General features: G+C 63.0%; 14 protein-coding genes. 9 read left to right on the top strand and 5 right to left on the bottom strand.

Annotated elements, in window-relative coordinates; genetic code table 11:
• Nucleotides 1-6 precede the first annotated feature (6 nt).
• Entirely contained in the window at nucleotides 7-969 is a 963-nt protein-coding gene (locus PQ467_RS02280) for an FkbM family methyltransferase (RefSeq protein WP_274174949.1), read from the top strand.
• On the opposite strand, the gene PQ467_RS02275 is transcribed toward PQ467_RS02280, so the two are convergent.
• The 3 genes from PQ467_RS02275 to PQ467_RS02265 are packed head-to-tail and all read right to left on the bottom strand — an operon-like array spanning nucleotide 958 to nucleotide 3626.
• A complete protein-coding gene (locus tag PQ467_RS02275; RefSeq protein WP_274174948.1) occupies nucleotides 958-2070 on the bottom strand; it encodes an acyltransferase family protein in 1113 nt (370 codons plus the stop codon). The genes PQ467_RS02280 and PQ467_RS02275 overlap by 12 nt on opposite strands.
• Before the next feature lie 25 nt (nucleotides 2071-2095).
• Entirely contained in the window at nucleotides 2096-3469 is a 1374-nt protein-coding gene (locus tag PQ467_RS02270; protein WP_274174947.1) for a DUF5935 domain-containing protein, read from the bottom strand.
• Entirely contained in the window at nucleotides 3462-3626 is a 165-nt protein-coding gene (locus PQ467_RS02265; protein ID WP_168603391.1) for a hypothetical protein, read from the bottom strand. Before PQ467_RS02265 ends, PQ467_RS02270 begins: the two co-directional genes overlap by 8 nt.
• Nucleotides 3627-3775: 149 nt before the next feature.
• Here PQ467_RS02265 and PQ467_RS02260 point away from each other — a divergent pair, with 149 nt between their 5' ends.
• The 5 genes from PQ467_RS02260 (at nucleotide 3776) to PQ467_RS02240 (ending at nucleotide 12970) form a co-directional block, all read left to right on the top strand.
• Nucleotides 3776-5005, top strand: coding sequence for a TIGR04063 family PEP-CTERM/XrtA system glycosyltransferase (locus PQ467_RS02260; RefSeq protein ID WP_274174946.1), 1230 nt, complete (start codon nucleotides 3776-3778; stop codon nucleotides 5003-5005).
• 75 nt (nucleotides 5006-5080) lie between these two features.
• Complete coding sequence (locus PQ467_RS02255) at nucleotides 5081-6274, top strand: hypothetical protein (protein WP_274174945.1); 1194 nt, start codon at nucleotides 5081-5083, stop codon at nucleotides 6272-6274.
• 254 nt (nucleotides 6275-6528) lie between these two features.
• A complete protein-coding gene (gltB, locus tag PQ467_RS02250; protein WP_274174944.1) occupies nucleotides 6529-11169 on the top strand; it encodes a glutamate synthase large subunit in 4641 nt (1546 codons plus the stop codon).
• A 23-nt stretch (nucleotides 11170-11192) separates the two neighbouring features.
• Nucleotides 11193-12629: a glutamate synthase subunit beta gene (locus tag PQ467_RS02245; RefSeq protein WP_274174943.1), complete on the top strand. Its 1437-nt coding sequence runs from the start codon at nucleotides 11193-11195 to the stop codon at nucleotides 12627-12629.
• Nucleotides 12630-12769: 140 nt separating this feature from the next.
• Nucleotides 12770-12970, top strand: a complete 201-nt coding sequence (locus tag PQ467_RS02240; protein ID WP_274174942.1) for a hypothetical protein — start codon at nucleotides 12770-12772, stop codon at nucleotides 12968-12970.
• Nucleotides 12971-12975: 5 nt separating this feature from the next.
• On the opposite strand, the gene PQ467_RS02235 is transcribed toward PQ467_RS02240, so the two are convergent.
• Entirely contained in the window at nucleotides 12976-13629 is a 654-nt protein-coding gene (locus PQ467_RS02235; protein WP_274174941.1) for an N-acetylmuramidase domain-containing protein, read from the bottom strand.
• Between the two features lie 77 nt (nucleotides 13630-13706).
• Nucleotides 13707-14393, bottom strand: a complete 687-nt coding sequence (ung, locus tag PQ467_RS02230; RefSeq protein ID WP_274174940.1) for a uracil-DNA glycosylase — start codon at nucleotides 14391-14393, stop codon at nucleotides 13707-13709.
• 66 nt (nucleotides 14394-14459) lie between these two features.
• Here ung and PQ467_RS02225 point away from each other — a divergent pair, with 66 nt between their 5' ends.
• From PQ467_RS02225 to PQ467_RS02215, 3 genes are all read left to right on the top strand, one after another.
• On the top strand, nucleotides 14460-15083 hold the full coding sequence (locus PQ467_RS02225) for a ribonuclease D (RefSeq protein ID WP_274174939.1): 624 nt from the start codon (nucleotides 14460-14462) through the stop codon (nucleotides 15081-15083).
• Between the two features lie 10 nt (nucleotides 15084-15093).
• A complete protein-coding gene (gene lptC, locus PQ467_RS02220; RefSeq protein ID WP_274174938.1) occupies nucleotides 15094-15741 on the top strand; it encodes an LPS export ABC transporter periplasmic protein LptC in 648 nt (215 codons plus the stop codon).
• Between the two features lie 77 nt (nucleotides 15742-15818).
• Nucleotides 15819-16394 carry an LptA/OstA family protein gene (locus tag PQ467_RS02215; RefSeq protein WP_274174937.1) on the top strand — a complete coding sequence of 192 codons (576 nt, stop codon included), beginning with the start codon at nucleotides 15819-15821 and terminating at the stop codon, nucleotides 16392-16394.
• The last annotated feature ends 192 nt before the right edge of the window (nucleotides 16395-16586 follow it).

Below are 16586 nucleotides of genomic sequence, written 5' to 3'. Positions count from 1 at the left end.
AGTGACGTGGCTGTTTCCTTGGCAATGGGCGGCACAAGCATCGCCGCAAAAGAATTAAAGCCCAATCCCGGCCTTGTGCTGAAAACCATTGCCAGCGTGCCTTGGGGCGAGCGCACGCTGCTGCGCTTTTACAAGCGCGTCTATAACCGCTTCTTTCCGCGCAGCCGCGCCACCACCGTCTTTGGCGCCAGTTTCGATTGCGAAGCGGGCGATCTCATCCAGGCCAGCATCCTGCATTTCGGATTGTGGGAGCCGCATATGACGGCGCTGATGAAACATCTGATCGAGCCGGGCACCACGATTGTCGATATTGGCGCGAATATTGGCTATTATACTTTGATGTTCAGCCAGTTGGCCGGGCCCGAGGGACGGGTCATCGCGGTTGAGGCGCTGCCGCGTCTGGCCGAATATGGGCGGGTCAACAGCGCGCGCAACGGGGCGACCAATGTCGATGTGCGCGGCTGCGCGGTGGCGGCGCAGGCGGGCGAGCTGACCATTTACGAAGGACCGGAGAGCAACATCGGCATGACCAGCCTGCTGCCCGGCGCGCATCGCACCGGCGGGGCCAAGGTGAAGGCCCTGCCGCTCGATCAGGTGCTGAGCGCGCAGGAATGCGCTGATTGCTCCTTCATCAAGATCGACATCGAGGGCGCCGAGGTTCCCGTGCTCAATCAGTTCCTCGACCAGCTCGAACGCTTCCCCCGCCGCCCGACGCTGGCGGTGGAGGCGACCCCGGCCGAGGACAGCACCTGGCCCGCGCTGTTCGACCGTTTCGTGGCCGCAGGCTATGTGCCGATCCGCATGTTCAACAGCTATGACTGGCTCGACGCGCTGCATTATGAGGACAAGCCGCTGGAGATCGTCCACAGCCTGCCGCGTGAACAGAGCGACCTGCTGATGGTTCACCCCGACAATACGCGGGCCTTTGCCACGGCCATGGATCTGGTGATGGGCCGTTCAGGCCGCTAAAAGCGCTTCGCCCCGGCGCAGCAGCCAGCGCTGCGCCGGCTTTTCCACCAGCAGGTAAAGCGCCGCCGAGGCCGCCAGCACGATCATCAGAAACAGGCCGAGCTTGCCCAGCCCGACCGTCAGGTCGGGGCCGACGAAGAGCATCTTGAACATGATGAACAGCAGGAAGTGGGAAAGATAGGTCGAGTAGCTGATCTCGCCCAGCCAGTGCAGCGGGCCGGAACGCAGCAGGCGGGCGGGTGTGCGGTCCTCCAGCGAGAGCGCCAGAATGAGCGCGGCAAACACGCCCGGAATATAGGACGCCTCGGGCAGATGCAGCACCACGCCCCCTTCAAGCAGCGCGATCATCGCCGCCCAGGCCCCGGTGCAGATATCGGGCACATCGCGCCAGCGCGCCCAGAGGATCCGCAGCACATTGCCCGTCCAGAATTCGAGCAGACAGCGCATCAGTCCGGTGCGCTGGATTTCATAGCCCAGATAATCGTCCGACCCATGCAGCGCGAAATAGGCCCACAGCGCGCCCAGCAGGCCGCAGCCCAGCGCCACCAGCGCCCCGGTTGACCATTCCCGCCACGGCGCCATCATCACCGTAAAGGGAAACAGCAGATAGGCCGCCCATTCGCAGGAAATCGACCAGGCCGGTTCATTCCACATCAGCCCGATGGTCATGCCCCAGTTCTGCATCAGCAGGACATGGAGCGGCAATTCGCCCCAGCGATAGAAGCCGGTATCGCGCCCCGTGGCCGCCAGCAGCCCCACCAGCGCGACAAACCCGCCCAGCAGCACCATATGCAAAGGCCAGATCCGCGCGATCCGCCGCAGCCAGAAGCGCATCATGCCCCGCCCGCCGCGATAGGCCGGATTGTCCGCGCCCGAATGCCACAGCACAAAGCCCGACAGGATAAAGAACAGATCAACCGCCAGATAGCCGTGGCTGAGAATGGCATAGACCATGGGGCCCACGGCGGTCTTGAGCGTAACGCGCGTATGAAACAGCACGACATACCACGCCGCCAGCCCGCGCAAGCCCGTGAGCGCATCAAGCTGGGGCGCAAGGGCGCGGGCGCCCGGCAGGGCGGCGGTCTGCTGCGTCCTGTCCATCAACGCCGCCCCCATGGCCGCGCGCTCAGTTGGCGGCGGCCGGAGCGTTGGTCGCCAGCGGCTTGGCCCCCGGCACCTGCATCCGGCGCTGGGTCACGGCCACGGGCGCGGTCTTGCGCCGCACCTGCTGGACCAGCGCGATCTGGAGCGCGATCAGCATATAGACGAAGGGCTGGAAGGCGATGCCGACGAAGGCCGCGCCCAGCAGATAGACGAAGTGGCCCTGCTGCAGCGCCAGCGCCAGATCGGCATAGCGCCGGTCGGAGGGCGCATCGCTCTTGCGCAACCGGCGGCGCACGCCTTCAAGCTGGATCAACCCGCTGATCTGCAGGATCAGCCACAGCGAGAGACCCGGCCAGCCCTGTTCGCCCAGCATCTCGAAATAGGCCGAATGGAAAGCGCGGCCCTGATCGGTGATCTTGGTCGAATTGCTGCCGAAGCCATCGTCCTCGCTGGTCACGATCTCCAGCTTGTTGCCGCGGAAGGCGTCAAAGCCGCCGCCAAAGGGATGTTCGGCCGCATAGTTGATCGTCCATTTCCACACCGCAAGGCGAGTCGCGGCTGACTGGTCGGACTTGTTGTTTTCAATCGTGCCCATGCGGGTCGAGAAACTGTTGGGCAGCAAGGGCTGAACCAGCACCGCCGCCAGCGCCAGACCGCCGACATAGAGCCAGCGATATTTCACCGTCCGCATCATCAGCACAGCCAGAAGCCCCGCGCACAGCAGGCCGGTGCGCGCCTCGGTGCCGATGGGGATCAACAGCGCGGCAAAGGCCAGCCCATAGGCGAACAGGCGCGTGCGGCTGTTGGCGGGAAAGATCGTGCCGTCACGCGCCAGCCAGAGCGCCAGCGGGATGATCGCGATGGCCACGCAGGAAATGGTCGAACCTTCATACAGGCCGTTGTTATCGTTGATAAACAGCTTGAGCGTGCCATAGCCGCCGCCGCCCGCCATGGTTTTGAGCGCGCCATCCAAAATCAGCGCGCCGGCCGAAAGCACCATGACCAGCGCGGCCGCCTCGATGCGCAATTGCGTGCGCAGCGCCAGCGGCAGGAACATGGCCCAAACCAGCGATTTCCACACCCACGACCATTTATCCGCCGCCTCGACCGGAAAATCGGCCGATTGCGTGGTGAAATAGCAATAGATGAGAAGGAGCAGCATCAGCACCTGACGCCCGCTGACCCGCGCGCCCTGCTTGTTGTCGAAAAACAGCCAGCCGACCACCGCCAGAAAGAACACCACCAGCGAGAGCTGGACATTGGTGAGCAACGCGTAGGAGATCTTTTGCGGCGCGACGATATCGACATAAAGAAACGCCAGCACCCAGATAAAGGGCTTGCGCAGCCCCATCAGCAGGATCAGCCCGACAAAGCCGGTAAGGAAAAGATCAAGCACGGCGCACCCTCCACTTGGCCTTCTTTTCGGGCTCGGCCTCCAACGGCACCTCTTCTTCGGGCGCGGGGTCGCGATCCAGATCGGCGCGCGTCAACAGGCGCAGCGCGACCAGCACCAGCAGGCCATGGGTCAAGGCGATCGAGAAATAGTCAATCATCGAAGAGATGCCCTCTTTGCCTTTACTTCGCTTTTCACCAGGCGGCCAAGAATCGGCAGCCCGGAATCAGCAAAGCGCCGGCCTTTGATGATGGCATAGCAAGCAGCAGTTGACGGGACGTTAAGCCTTTATCACCTAGGAATTGCGCCATGACACGCATCCTGCACCTGCTCGACCATTCGCTGCCGCTGCACAGCGGCTATACGTTCCGCACCCGCGCGATCCTGAAGGCGCAGGAGGGGCTGGGGCTGGAGGTGCGCGGCGTTACGGGCCTGCGCCATTATGCCGATGGGCCCGATTGCGAGGAAGCCGAGGGCCTGACCTTTTACCGCACACGGGGGCAGGCCAAAGGCCCGGTGGGCCTGCGCGAATGGCGCGAAATCGGCGCATTTTCCCGCGCGGTGGAGCAGGTTTGCCGCGACTGGCGGCCCGATGTGCTGCATGCTCATTCGCCCGCGCTGTGCGGGATGGCGGGGCTGCGCGTGGCGCGAAAGCTGGGCATTCCGCTGGTGTATGAGATTCGCGCCTTTTGGGAGGATGCGGCAGTCGGCAATGGCACAGGGCGGGAGGGAGACATCAAATATATGCTGACCCGCACCTTGGAAAACCACGTGGTCGGCGGCGCGGATGCCGTGATCACGATATGTCAGGGATTGAAGCAGGACCTGATTACGCGGGGCAATGATCCGGCGCGAATCACCATCATGCCCAATGGCGTCGATCTGGCCATGTTTGGCCAGCCGGTGGCACGCGAATCGGCGCTGGCCGATGAACTGGGGCTGGGTGATGGCCCGGTGATCGGCTTTATCGGCAGCTTTTACGATTACGAAGGCATTGACGATCTGATCGATGCGATGCCCGACCTGATTGCGGTTCATCCCGATGCGCGGCTGCTGCTGGTGGGCGGCGGGCCGATGGAGTCGGTGCTGCGGACACGCGCCGCCGCATCGAGCGCGACCCATGCCATCCGCTTTATGGGCCGCGTGCCGCATTCTCAGGTCGAGCGTTATTACGCGCTGTGCGATATCATGGCTTATCCCCGCAAAAAGAGCAGGTTGACCGATCTGGTGACGCCCCTGAAACCGCTGGAGGCGATGGCACAGGGCAAGCTGGTGGCGGCAAGCGATGTGGGCGGGCATCGCGAATTGATGCGCGATGGCGAGACCGGCACGCTGTTTGCGCCCGATAACCCGGCCGCTTGCGCTGCGGCGCTGGCCGGATTGCTCTCGGACCGGTCAAATTGGCTGCAAAGGCTTGCGGCGGGGCGTGCTCATGTGGAAAATGCGCATGACTGGGCAACCAATGCCAAACGTTATCTCAATGTTTACCAAATGCTGGCACCCGTTAATGGTGTAAATTCGGCAAGCGAGGCGGCATGATAGGCCGATTCGCCCCGGAATACGCCGGTGCGGCACAGGCCGGACACGCAATGGGCAGGATGTAAGGGCGGTACTTTGGCAACGAAGCACACTTCTGCGGGACAGAGCTGGCAAGGCATCACCCACCACCCGTTGTTCGCCACGGTTGTGCCGCTGTGGCTGGCGGCCACCTTTGCCCTTTCCACTCTGGCGGTACGCGGCGAACTGATCGAGCGTATCGTGCTGGCGGCCAAGCTTGACCTGATCCTGCCGATGGCAACGCCGCCGCTGGGAACAACCGCGCGGCTGCTGCTGGCGGTGGCTTTCGGGCTGCTGGGCGCGTTGCTGGGCTGGCTGGCGGTGCGGATGATGGCGCCGCGCGGCGCTTTTTCGCAGACCGCATGGCAACAGGCACGACGCGAGGCCCGCAAGGATGCGGCCCGCGAATCGGCCCCCTTGCGCCGCCGCAGCGCCGATGCCCACCCCGATTTCCCCGCGCGCCAGCCGATTCAGGCCCATGCCGAATTGGGCGCGCATGGTTTCGACAACGATCCCGCACATGCCCCCGCCGCCGAACCGGCAGCGCCGGGCCCGCAAATGACCGAGGCCGCGCCCGGTCCCAGCTATGCCCCGCCCCCGCCTGTGGCCGAAACATGGCAAGTGCTGCATGACGTGCCGCCCCCGCCCCCGCCCGCCGAGGAACCTTCGTGGGATTGGAAGCCGCAGAGCACCGTGGCGGTGATGGAAAAGCCGGTGGAGAGCAAGCCGGTGGCCGAGCCCGCCATCGCCGAGGTCTTTGCCGAAGCGCCGATTGTGCAGCCCTTCCGCTTCTTCAAGATCGACCCCGTTCCGGCAGAACCGGTCGAGCAGGCGGCGCCTGTTATCGAGACGCAATCCGCGCCCGAACCCGCCTTCCCTTCGCCGGTTATGGTGATGGAAGCGGCGCCTCAGGTGGAACGTGAAACTCTGGCCCCAGAGCCTGTGCCTGCCGAACCTGTGCCTGCGGAACCAGTGGCTGTCGAACCGATTGCCTCTGCGCCCAAAAGTTGCGCGGGCTTTCCCTCGCTGACCCTCGATGGGCCAAGCGCTGCTGATCATATCGCCTCGGCCTCGCTTGATTCGCTCAGCCATGTTGAACTGCTGGCCCGCCTGTCGCTGGCCCTGCAACGCCATCAGAACGCCTCGCAGGAAATCAAAACAGCCGCTTGCGAGCCGACCCTGGCCCCTGCCCCCGACGGGACGGGCGATGCGCTGCGCGCCGCGCTGGCCTCTTTGCGCGACGTTAAATAGTTTCCCCACATCCCACCCCGGCGCATGATTACACCGACAAAAGGCACGGAAACGGCAAATCCTTTCGTCTGAAACGCGCCAAATACGCCTTTTGTGTCCTTTCGCGGTTGCAAAAGCTGCGTTCTGGCGTCATGGGGCATGATGCGTCATCTCCCCCGCGCCTGCGCGGGCAGGGGATTCGCGCTCCAGATACACGGGTTCAGGTTGCGCCCTGCCAGAGAAGGCAGAGGGCGCGAGATTGGGATAGATAATCGATGGGATTTCCAGAGCCCCAGGGCCTCTATGATTCGCGTAACGAGCACGATGCGTGCGGCGTAGGTTTTGTTGCCCATATCAAAGGCGAGAAAAGCCACGCCATTATTACGCAGGCACTGGAAATTCTGAAAAACATTGACCATCGCGGCGCGGTGGGCGCTGACCCGTTGCTGGGCGACGGCGCGGGCATCCTGATCCAGATCCCCGATGCGCTGCTGCGCGACTGGGCAGTTGGCGCGGGCCTGACCCTGCCCCAGCCCGGCGATTATGCGGTGGCCATGTGCTTCCTGCCGCGCGATGAGGCTGGCCGCAACTTTGTGGTTGAATTCTTTGAAAAGTTCATCGCCAAGGAAGGTCAGACCCTGATCGGCTGGCGCGATGTGCCGGTCAACACCGACGGCCTTGGCAAGGCTGTGCTCGAATCGATGCCGGTGATTCGCCAGTGCATCATCGGCCGCGGCGAACATTGCGCCGATCAGGACGCGTTCGAGCGCAAGCTGCTGGCGATCCGCAAGCAGACGCAGAACCCGCTGGCGGCGCTGGCCGAAAAGCACGGCCTGCCCAGCCTGACCGAACTGTATATGCCCAGCATCTCGACCCGCACCATCGTGTACAAGGGTCTGCTGCTGGCCACGCAGGTCGGCAGCTTTTACCCCGACCTGTCGAACCCGCTCTGCGTTTCGGCGCTGGGTCTGGTTCACCAGCGTTTTTCGACCAACACCTTCCCGAGCTGGAAGCTGGCGCATCCGTTCCGCTTCATCGCGCACAACGGCGAAATCAACACGGTTCGCGGCAATGTGAACTGGATCAACGCGCGCCGCCGCTCGATGCAGTCGGAACTGCTGGGTCCCGACCTCGACAAGATGTGGCCAATCATCCCGCATGGCCAGTCCGACACGGCCAGCCTCGACAATGCGCTCGAACTGCTGGTGGCGGGCGGTTATCCGCTGGTCCATGCGATGATGATGCTCATCCCCGAAGCATGGGCTGGCAACCCGCTGATGGATGCCAAGCGCCGCGCGTTCTATGAATATCATGCCGCGCTGATGGAGCCCTGGGACGGTCCGGCCGCCGTGGCCTTCACCGATGGCCGCCAGATCGGCGCGACGCTGGACCGCAACGGTCTGCGCCCCGCCCGTTTCCTCGTGACCGACGACGATATGGTGGTGATGGCTTCGGAAAGCGGCGTGCTGCCGATTCCGGAAGAGAAGATCGTGCGCAAGTGGCGCCTGCAACCGGGCCGCATGCTGCTGATCGACTTTGAACAAGGCCGCATCATCGAGGACGAGGAAATCAAGGCCAGCCTCGCCAATGCCGAGCCCTATGAAGAGTGGCTGGAATCGGCCCAGTACAACATCAAGGACCTTGATGTCGTCGAGCCCGAACTGGCGCAATTGCCGGTGGAAACCACCACGCTGCTCGACCGCCAGCAGGCCTTTGGCTATACGCAGGAGGACGTGTCCAAGTTCCTCGAACCGATGGGCCGCAATGGCGATGATCCGATCGGCTCGATGGGCACCGACACGCCGATTGCCGTGCTCTCGCGCAAGTCGCGTCTGCTCTATGATTATTTCAAGCAGAACTTTGCGCAGGTGACCAACCCGCCGATCGACCCGATCCGCGAGGAACTGGTCATGTCGCTGGTGTCGATGATCGGTCCGCGTCCCAACCTGTTGGGCAAGGAAGCGGGCAGCCACAAGCGTCTGGAAATCGACCAGCCGATCCTGACCAACGAAGACGTGGCCAAGATCCGCAGCGTGGAAGCCGCGCTGGACGGCGCGTTCCGCACCGCCACGGTCGACACCACCTGGGACGCCAAGTCGGGCGCCGAAGGTCTGGAGCAGGCGATCAAGGAAATGTGCTGGGCGGCAACCGAAGCGGTGCTGGCCGATCACAACATCCTGATCCTGTCCGACCGTGCGCAGGGCCCGGATCGTATCCCGATGCCCGCGCTGCTGGCAACGGCCGCGATCCACCACCATCTGGTGCGTCAGGGTCTGCGTATGCAGGCGGGCCTTGTCGTAGAAACGGGCGAAGCGCGCGAAGTGCATCACTTCTGCGTTCTGGCCGGTTTCGGCGCCGAAGCGATCAACCCCTATGTGGCCTTTGAAACGCTGGAAGATATCCGCGTGAAGAAGGAGTTCCCGCTCGACCGTTATCAGGTCAAGAAGAACTACATCAAGGCGGTGGGCAAGGGCATCCTGAAGGTCATGTCCAAGATGGGCATCAGCACCTATCAGTCCTATTGCGGCGCGCAGATCTTTGACGCCATCGGTCTGTCGAGCAGCTTCATCAACGCTTACTTCACCGGCACGGCCACGACCATTGAGGGCGCGGGCCTGAAGGAGATCGCGGAAGAAACCGTGCGTCGCCACGCGGCGGCCTATGGCGATAACCCGATCTACAAGAACATGCTCGATGTGGGCGGCATCTACGGCTATCGCATCCGTGGCGAAGAACACGCCTGGACGCCCGCCAACATCGCCAGCCTGCAGCATGCGGTTCGCGGCAATGTTCCTGAAAAGTACAAGGAATTTGCCGAGACGATCAATGATCAGGCCCAGCGCAACCTGACCATCCGTGGTCTGCTGGACTTCCGCAAGGCCGATAAGCCGCTGGACATCAGCGAGGTTGAACCGGCCAGCGAAATCGTCAAGCGTTTCGCCACCGGCGCGATGAGCTATGGCTCGATCAGCTGGGAAGCGCATACGACGCTGGCGATCGCGATGAACCGTATCGGCGGCAAGTCGAACACCGGCGAAGGCGGCGAGGATCCGATCCGCTTCAAGCCGCTGGAAAACGGCGATTCGCTGCGCTCGTCGATCAAGCAGGTAGCATCGGGCCGCTTTGGCGTGACCAGCGAATATCTGGTCAATGCCGATGACATCCAGATCAAGATGGCTCAGGGCGCCAAGCCCGGCGAAGGCGGCCAGTTGCCCGGCGACAAGGTCGACAAGACCATCGGCAAGACCCGTCACTCGACCCCGGGTGTCGGCCTGATCTCGCCGCCGCCGCACCATGACATCTATTCGATCGAAGATCTGGCGCAGCTCATTCACGACCTCAAGAACGTGAACACCGGCGCGCGCATCTCGGTCAAGCTGGTGTCGGAAGTGGGCGTGGGCACCGTGGCTGCGGGCGTTTCCAAGGCGCGCGCCGATCATGTCACGATCTCGGGCTATGAAGGCGGGACCGGCGCTTCGCCGCTGACCTCGCTGACGCATGCCGGTTCGCCGTGGGAAATCGGCCTTGCCGAAACGCAGCAGACGCTGATGCTCAACAACCTGCGTTCGCGCATCTGTGTTCAGGCCGACGGCGGTCTGCGCACGGGCCGCGACGTGGCGGTGGCCGCGCTGCTGGGCGCCGACGAGTTCGGTTTCGCAACCGCTCCGCTGATCGCCGCAGGCTGCATCATGATGCGCAAGTGCCACCTGAACACCTGCCCGGTGGGCGTGGCAACGCAGGACCCTGTGCTGCGCGCGCGCTTCACCGGCCAGCCTGAGCATGTCATCAACTACTTCTTCTTCGTGGCCGAAGAACTGCGCGCCATCATGGCGGAGATGGGCTTCAAGACCCTCGCCGAAATGGTCGGCCGCGTGGACCGTCTGGAGCCCAAGCGCGCGATCGCGCACTGGAAGGCCGAAGGCATCGACCTGTCGCGTCTGCTGCACAAGGTTCCCGATGGCATCTCGCCCAGCCTGAACTGGAGCGAGACGCAGGATCACGGTCTGGCCGGCGCGCTGGACAATGACCTGATCGTCGCGGCCAGCGATGCGCTGATCGAGGGCAAGGCCGTGCGCATCGAGCGCAAGGTCATCAACGTCAACCGCACGGTCGGCGCGATGCTCTCGGGCGAAGTGGCCAAGCGTTATGGTCATGCGGGCCTGCCCGACAACACGATCCATATCGCGCTGACCGGCACGGCGGGTCAGTCGTTTGGCGCCTTCCTCGCGCATGGCGTGACGCTGGAGCTGACGGGCGACGGCAATGACTATGTGGGCAAGGGCCTGTCGGGCGGTCGCGTGATCGTCAAGCAGCCGGACTACGTCAACCGCGAGCCGACCCAGAACATCATCGTGGGCAACACGGTGCTCTATGGCGCGATCAGCGGCGAGGCCTTCTTCTCGGGCGTGGCGGGCGAGCGTTTCGCGGTGCGCAATTCGGGCGCGATCGCCGTTGTCGAAGGCACGGGCGATCACGGCTGCGAATATATGACCGGCGGCGTGGTCGTTGTGCTGGGCAAGACCGGGCGCAACTTTGCGGCCGGCATGTCGGGCGGCGTGGCCTATGTCTATGACGAGGCAGGCAACTTTGCCGATCTGGTCAACCCGGCTCAGGTCGACATCCTGCCGATCAGCGCGGCGCGCGATGAAGAGGATGGTGCAGGCCGTCCGCAACAGCGCACCGTTTCGGTCTATGACCTGGGCATGGGCGACATGCTGCGCCACGATGCCGAACGTCTGCGTATTCTGCTCGAACGTCACAAGCTCCACAGCGGCAGCAAGCGCGCGGCCGAATTGCTGGAAGACTGGGACAACGCGCTGGCCAAGTTCGTCAAGGTCATGCCGCGTGATTATGCCAAGGCGCTGCGCTCGTTTGAGGCAGAGCGTCAGGCCGCAGAAACTGTGGCCGCAGAATAAGTTCGAGAAGGAAGGAATTACACATGGGCAAGGAAACCGGCTTTCTCGAGCTTGACCGTCAGGACCGCACCTATGCGGATCCGGCGGAGCGCGTGAAGCATTACAAGGAATTCGTGATCCCGCATGCCGAGCCTGCGCTCAAAGCCCAGGCCTCGCGCTGCATGAATTGCGGCATTCCCTATTGTCACAATGGCTGTCCGGTGAACAACATCATCCCGGACTGGAACCATCTGGTCTATGAGGGCGATTGGCAGAATGCGCTGGAAGTGCTGCATTCGACCAACAATTTCCCCGAGTTCACGGGCCGCATCTGCCCCGCACCTTGCGAGGCAGCCTGCACGCTGAACATCGTGGACCAGCCGGTGACGATCAAGTCGATCGAATGCGCCATCGTCGACAAGGGCTGGGAAAACGGCTGGATCACCGCACAGGTGGCGGCCAAGAAGTCCGGCAAGTCGGTGGCTGTGGTGGGTTCGGGCCCGGCGGGTCTGGCCGCGGCCCAGCAACTGGCGCGCGCGGGCCATTCCGTCACGGTGTTTGAAAAGAACGACCGCGTGGGCGGGCTGATGCGTTACGGCATTCCCGACTTCAAAATGGAAAAGCACCTCATCAACCGCCGCATGGTGCAGATGGAAGCCGAAGGCGTGGCCTTCCGCACCTCGGTCGAGGTGGGTGTGCATGTTTCGGTCGAATCGCTGAAGGAAAACTTCGACGCCATCGTGCTGGCGGGCGGTGCGGAAGATCCGCGTCCCCTGAATATTCCGGGTTATGAAATGCAGGGCGTGCGCTTTGCCATGGAATTCCTGACCCAGCAGAACAAGCGCGTGGCGGGCGACGATGAAATCCGCGCCGCGCCGCGTGGCTCGCTGACCGCCACGGGCAAGCATGTCGTGGTGATCGGCGGCGGCGATACGGGCAGCGACTGCGTGGGCACGTCGAACCGTCAGGGCGCCCTGTCCGTCACCCAGCTGGAAATCATGCCCCAGCCGCCGGTGAAGGAAAACAAGGCGCTGAGCTGGCCCAACTGGCCGCTCAAGCTGCGCACCTCGACCAGCCATGAAGAAGGCGTGGCGCGCGAATTCGCCGTGCTGACCAAGCGCTGCGTGGGCGAAAACGGGGTTGTCACCGGCCTCGAATGCGTCCGCGTCGAATGGGAAGGCGGCAAGATGGTCGAGGTTCCCGGCAGCGAATTCACGCTCAAGGCCGATCTCATCCTGCTGGCCATGGGTTTTGTCGGCCCGCGCAAGCAGGGTCTGATCGATCAGGCCGGCGTGGAGTTGGACGGGCGCGGCAATGTGAAGGCCGACACCAATTCCTATCGCACCAGCGACGAGAAGATCTTTGCCTGCGGCGACATGCGCCGTGGCCAGAGCCTTGTTGTCTGGGCCATCCGCGAGGGCCGTCAGGCCGCCCGCGCGGTGGACGAAGCGCTGATGGGTGTTTCCGAATTGCCGCGCTGATCCAAAACGGCAATTGGCAAAGACAAACGCCGGCAGGGCCAACTGCCGGCGTTTTCTTTTGCGCTCTTTTCTCTTTCGGACAGCTTGGCAATCGGCGGCTTTGGCGTAGTATCGCTTCAGTTGAACTGGAGTGTCGCCCGATGTTCCTTGATACACGCGATCCCTGGCCGCCGCATGAGCCATGGAGCCCCCCGCCCCGCCGCAACCGGCCCGAATTGAGCCGGCCGCGCGAAAAGCTTGTGATATCGCTGGTGGGGGTCAATCTTTTGCTGCTGTTTGTGGCGCCGATTGCCGGGATCACGCTGTTTGATATTGCCATTGAAATCTGGCACCGGTTTTAGGCGCATCAACGCATCGCGGTGGCCAGTTTGGTGTGATAATTGAATTGGGCGTAATTCGGCCCGTTATAGGCGCGGGCAAAGGCGCGGCACGCCTCGGGATCGACGGAGAGGGCGGCCATGGCCTTTTGCAGCCGGTTGGCCTCGATATAGGACACCAGCAAGCGATAATGACCGACCTCGGAGGCGACGGTCGAGATGGCCAGCGCATAGGGCGAGGCATAGGTGAAATCGCGCCAATATTGCCCCATGACCTGAAATTTGCCCCATGAGCAGGCCATGAAAGCAGCATCGACCTCGCCCGTGGCGATGGCATCGAGCAATTTGTCCCAACTGCTTTGATCATAGCCGCCCGGCTGGGGATTGCTGAAGGGGCGAACCGAATAGCGTCCGCCGGTGAATTGATGAAACTTGTGGCGCTCAAACAGGATCTTGGGCCGTCCGGCAGCGTCAAACCCGCTGCCTCCCGCCTCCACCTTGGCGACAGCGGCCAGTTGCCGCACCGAAACGCCAAGGCGGGCGGCGAATTCGACCATACCCTCTTCGCCCAACGCGCCGGTGTTTTGGCTGGTAAAGCAACGCAGCAAAGCCGCGCGCGAACGATTGCCCCATAGGCCGTCAGGCTGAACGCCGATGGCTTTTTGCAGTTCGATGATGGTCATACGCGCCCCCTTTTGCAAAAAGGCGAGCAATATTTACCATTTTGGTTATGTAGGAAACGAAATTTCCGAGAATTAACCTATAATGCCCAATCCACCGGTTCACGCCCCACCGACACCAAAAAGTCATTGGCCTTGGAAAAATGGCGGCTGCCGAACCAGCCGTTATGCGCCGACAGCGGGCTGGGATGCGGCGCCTGCAGCACCAGATGGCGCCCGCTGTTCAGCCCCGGCACGCGGGCGGCCTTTTTCTGCGCATGGCTGCCCCACAGCATGAAGACGCAAGGGTTCGGTCCCTCGGCCACGGCCGCAACGCAGGCGTCCGTGATCGCCTCCCAGCCCTTTTTCTGATGCGATCCGGCCTGTCCCTGCTCAACGGTCAAGGCATTGTTGAGCAGCAGCACGCCCTGCTTTGCCCAGCCCGTCAGATCGCCGTGATCGGGGGGAACAAAGCCGACATCGCTTTTCAGCTCCTTGTAGATGTTCACGAGGCTGGGAGGAATTCGCACGCCCTTCTGCACAGAAAAGCTCAGCCCATGGGCCTGACCGGGGCCGTGATAGGGGTCCTGCCCCAGAATCACCACCTTGACCTCATCAAGCGGCGTGAGCGCCAAAGCGGCCAACCTTTGCCCGCGCGGGGGATAGATCACCTTGCCCGCGGCCTCCTCGCTTTTAAGGAAACCGCCCAGCCGCCGCGCCTCCGGGGTGGAGAGCGCAGGCTCCAAAGCCGGGCGCCAACTTGTGGGAACTGCGTCACTTGCCGTCATAATCTGCCTTCCCGCCGCTTTCAGGGCTTTTCAGGTCGCTCGCTTCGTCCTAAGCATTTTGGCACAATGGCTGTCTATCTCCACGAAGAAGATCTCCCCGAAGGCGTGCTGGCTCCCGGCGCGATTGCGGTGGATACCGAAACCATGGGCCTTATCACGCCCCGCGACCGGCTGTGCGTCGTGCAGATCGCCGATGGGCGGGGGGATGAGCATCTCGTCCGCTTCAAGCCCGGCAGCGATTATGCGGCGCCCAACCTGAAGGCGGTGCTGGCCGATCCCGAGCGTTTGAAGATCTATCACTTCGCGCGCTTCGACATCGCCGCGATCCAGCATTATCTGGGCGTGGTGGCCGCGCCCGTGTTCTGCACCAAAATCGCCAGCAAGCTGGTGCGCACCTATACCGACCGCCACGGGCTCAAGGATCTCGTGCGCGAACTGCTGGGCAAGGAATTGAGCAAGCAGCAGCAGTCGAGCGACTGGGGCGGGCCTGACCTGTCGGACGCCCAGCGCGAATATGCGGCCAGCGACGTGCGCTATCTGCACGCGGCACATGCCATTCTCGTCGTCCGGCTGGAGCGCGAAGGGCGCACCGCGCTGGCGCAGGCCTGCTTCGACTTCCTGCCCGCGCGGGCGGAACTCGATCTGGCCGGGTGGCCCGACCACGACATTTTCAGCCACATGTCGGCCTGAGGCTAAGCCTTTGACCATCGGTGCCGATCTTTTGCGCAATCGCCGGCGCGCCAAGGCTGCGCCCGGCGGCTCGCATGATCGCATCATCCGCTTTCTTTTCACGGCGCTGCCGGTCGGGGTCGGCATGGTCACCGCCGTTATGGTGGTCAGCCCGATCTTTCCCCATGGCGAGGTGTCCTTCCTGCTCGACCGCAACAAGGTGGCCGTGGCCAAGGAGCGCCTGTCGGTGACCAGCGCCAGCTATCGCGGGGCCGATGACAAGGGGCGCCCGTTTGAATTGAAGGCGGGCCAGGCGGTGCAGCATTCGGCGCAGGTGCCCATCGTGGAAATGCGCGACCTCAACGCCAGTCTGGACATGGAAAGCGGCCCGGCGCGGATCGAGGCCCCCTCGGCGCGCTATGACCTCAACCGCGAAGTGATGAAGGTTCAGGGGCCGGTGAACCTGTCGGAGGGCGATGGCTATCGGATGCAGACAAGCGACGTGGACATCTATCTGAAAACCCGTCAGGCCAAGGCCAGCGGCGGCGTGAACGGCACGGTGCCTGCGGGCACCTTTTCGGCCGACCATATGGCGGTTGATATTTCCGGCCGCACCGTCGTTCTGGAAGGGCGCGCCCGGTTGCGCATGACGCCCGGCAAGATGAAAGCCCCGCGCTAGGGCGCCTGTGATTACTCTTCCCACCCGGCCATAAACGCCGCTTCACCCAGGCCAAGCCTTGGGCTAAGAGCAAGGTCATGTCGATCATGTCAAATATTGCCCCCGCCCGTCGTCTGACCGTTCTTGGCGCTTTTGCCCTTGCCCTTGGCGGCACGGCCGGATCGCTGTTGGCGCAGGGTCTGGGCAGCCACGACAGCGACAAGCCCGTCGATTACGCCGCCGACCGCATTGAGGTTCAGGACAAGGCCAAGCGCGTTCTCCTGACCGGCAATGTCGATATCAAGCAGCAGGATCTGCGCATGAAGGCCGCGCGCACCATCGTGGCCTATGCCAATCAGGGCGGCGACAATGGCGATATCAAGATCCAGCGCATCGACGCCACCGGCAATGTCGAAATCAATCAGGGCACGGATCGCGTTTGGGGCGATCTGGCGACGTATGATTTCGGGCGGCGGGTCATCACAGTGGTGGGCCATGTCCGTTTGCAGAACGCCCGCGGCAGCGGCAAGGGCGAGCGTCTGGTGATTGATCTGGATCGCCATGTCTCGAATTTCGTGGGCGCATCCTCGGGTTCAACCGGCGGCGGTTCGGGAGAATCGGGTCGTGTGACGGGCAGCTTTACCGTGGCCAAGCGGAATACGACCACGCCCTGAACGGGCCGATGCGGAATGACGCCGCAATAATTTTATCCAGATAGGATATCGCGCAAGAATAATTTTTGCGCGTTTTGCAACGGGATGCTGCCTGTGTCGCGCATCCTGCACAGGCGCGCGCCGCCGCCGCTCTCCATTTAACCGTTTTGGCGTATTATTGGCAATTCTTACGTATTCAGCCAAATCATGCTG

Origin of the sequence: Novosphingobium sp. KACC 22771 (genome assembly GCF_028736195.1) — a bacterium.
Classification (GTDB): Bacteria; Pseudomonadota; Alphaproteobacteria; order Sphingomonadales; family Sphingomonadaceae; genus Novosphingobium.
The sequence above is the reverse complement of the archived record's forward strand: the minus strand, read 5'-3'. Positions and strand labels throughout refer to the sequence as shown.